This window comes from Stieleria sp., from assembly GCF_041595215.1.
GTDB classification, from domain to species: domain Bacteria; phylum Planctomycetota; class Planctomycetia; order Pirellulales; family Pirellulaceae; genus Stieleria; species Stieleria magnilauensis.
In genome coordinates this window covers 1-2,687 of sequence record NZ_JBFHKV010001122.1, presented here as the reverse complement: position 1 = coordinate 2,687, position 2,687 = coordinate 1, and the positions used below count along the sequence as shown (strand labels likewise).

At 60.0% G+C, this 2,687-nt stretch carries 2 protein-coding genes; both read left to right on the top strand.

Annotated features, from left to right (window positions below):
* Window positions 1-1,353, top strand: a 1,353-nt coding sequence (locus ABX749_RS28735) for a CRTAC1 family protein (protein WP_372899061.1), incomplete at its 5' end; no start/stop codon positions are given.
* A gap of 361 nt (window positions 1,354-1,714) precedes the next feature.
* Window positions 1,715-2,687: tetratricopeptide repeat protein (locus ABX749_RS28730; RefSeq protein ID WP_372899060.1), on the top strand; the 973-nt coding region annotated here is incomplete at its 3' end.

The following is a 2,687-nucleotide window of genomic DNA, read 5'->3' as shown; positions in this document are numbered from 1 at the left end:
CAGACCGTCGCCGCGGATGCGGAAGACTTTCATTATTCCTCCGGGCTGGCCGCCGGCGATGTCAATCAAGACGGCTTTCCCGATCTGTTCCTGGGCAGCCTGGGGCACAACCGTTTGTTGATCAATAACGGCGATGGAACCTTTCGCGAGCAGACGTCAGGGCTGGGAACCTTTCCAGATCGGTTCACCGCTTCGGTGGCCATCGCGGATCTCAACGGCGATCGACTGCCGGACCTGTTCGAATCCAATTACATCGAAATGGAAGGTGGGTTTGCGCTGCCCAAAAAGGGGCCGGATGGCAAATGGATCTCACCCACTCCGCTGTCGCATTATCCCGAATCCGATCGCTGGTTCGAAAACTTGGGCAACGGTGCATTCCGACTCCATGAGATCACCCGCTCGATCGCCAGTCCCGGAACCTCGCTGGGGCTCGTCGTGACCGATTTCCAATCCGACGGAAAGAACGAGGTGTTCGTCGGGATCGACGTGCGGCCGAATCATTTGTTGGTCCAAAACGGCGAAAACTCGTTCGTCAACGTGGCCGACACCAACGGGTTGGCCAACGGATTCAGTGGTGCCGCCAACGGGTGCATGGGGATCGCGACAGGTGACTTCAATCGCGATGGCCGACTCGATTTGCAGATCGCCAATTACTCGCTCGAACCGGCCAACCTGTATCTCCAAAACGAATCGGGAGATTTCACCGACTATAGCGTTCGATACGGACTCGCCGCTGCGACGAATCCCTACGTCGGGTTCGGGACCAAGGCCGTCGACTTTGATCGAAACGGCTTCCTGGATTTTATCGTCACCAATGGGCATATCTTTGACATCCGAGACCAGGGGGAACCGTACCAGATGGCGCCGCAAGTGCTGATGTCCGATGGCCGCGGTTTGACTCTCGCCGACGTCGAAGACGAATCCGGTTACTGGGACCAGACGTACCTGGGCCGGACGATCGCCATGCTGGACGATGACCGTGACGGTGCGGCCGATTTCTTGGTCGGACACCTCGATCAACCGGTCGCGCTGCTGCGGGACGAAACACGTCCCGATGGCCAGTGGATTCAAGTCGAACTGATCGGGACGACCAGCGAACGCGATGCCATCGGCGCCAAACTCTCGTTGACGGTCGACGACACCCAATATGTCGAATGGGTGACCGCCGGCGACGGATACTTTTGCAGCGACGAACCCGTCATTCAATTTGCATTTCCGCCGACTCGACCCGATGCAATCGTCCGTCTGCAAGTGCATTGGCCATCGGGTTTGGTCCAAGACGTCGGCGCGATCGAGGCGAATCATCGGTACCTGGTCGTTGAGGGCCAACCGGAAGTGGAACAGCGGTGGTGAGAGCTTGGTGGAGGGCCGTTGGCCGAGACGACCGCCCAGCGACACTCCGTGTTAAACTTGATGCTGCATTCAATGTCTCTAGCGGAACGGCGCGAGCCGTCCGGTTTGACCCTTGAAAGACCGGAGGGCTCGCGCCCTGCCGCTAACAAAAGTCCCCCGTCTGGCGCCAATGTAAGTGGCATTGGGCTCGCGCCCTACCGCTAACCCGGTTACCCGAGAAACAGACATCGAAAACGTTGCAGCCAGCAACTCCACATCAAGCACTCCTTGGGCTAGCCCGAACTTCATGAACTCCACGACCACCCCTGTTCGTCAAACCACATCGTCGCGGTGCGCTCGTTGGTTTGTATGGTTGTTGGGTATGCTGATCATCGGATGTGGGCCATCGCTGGAAACGGTTCAAGAATCCGAACCGCGCGAAACACCGACGGTTGAATCGGACAGATCACCCGAGCCATCACCCGCACCGTCTCGCGAAGACCAACTCCAGCAGGCCGATCGGCTGACCGAAGCGGGCCAGCTTGGCGAGGCCGTCACGGTGCTGAAAAGCCTGTTGGTTGCCGACCCTGACGACGTGGACGTCATCTATCGATTGGCGCTCGCCAAGGCCAATGAGGGTGACCTGTCGGCGGCGATCGAGTTTCTTGAATCGATCCCCGAAGACCATCCCGAGGCCGGTTTGCCGGCACTCGGCCAGGCTGCGGATTGGTCGTTCCAAATCGGACAGTACGCCGACGCCGAACGCAAGTATTCCCGTCTGCTGGAACTGATCCCCGACGCCAGTCGGGCGCATCGGCAACTCGCCTACCTGTTCAATCGCCAGGGACGGCGTCACGAAGCAGCGGTGCACGTCCGAGAGCTGTGCCGGTTGGGAGACTTTCGGCAAGACGAATTGCATTCGTTGATCGTGTTGAGCGATGCAATGGCCTCCGATGACCCAGGCACCGACGATGGGGCGATCCGCTATGAGCCGATCGGCCCGGCGGGACGGGCGCGCGTACTCTTCACCGAACAACGCTTCTCCGAGGCCGCGGCGCTACTGAGTGAAAGCGTGGCCGAAAACACCGCCCCGCCCTCGGTCGTAGCGTTGTATGGCCGGTCACTCGCCGAGGCGCAAGACGATGAGGGCTTTCGGCGATGGATCAGCCAAACGGACGATGCCGTGCGTGGTTTTTCGGAGTACTGGGCCGCATGGGCCGCTTACTTGGCCGGACAGCAACAGCCCCGCGCCGCCGTTCGAGCCGCACTGGAAGCACTCGATCGCGATCCCACCGATTTCTTGACGAGCAACCGCTTGCTGTACATGCTCAAAATCCTGGGCGACGCCGAGGGTG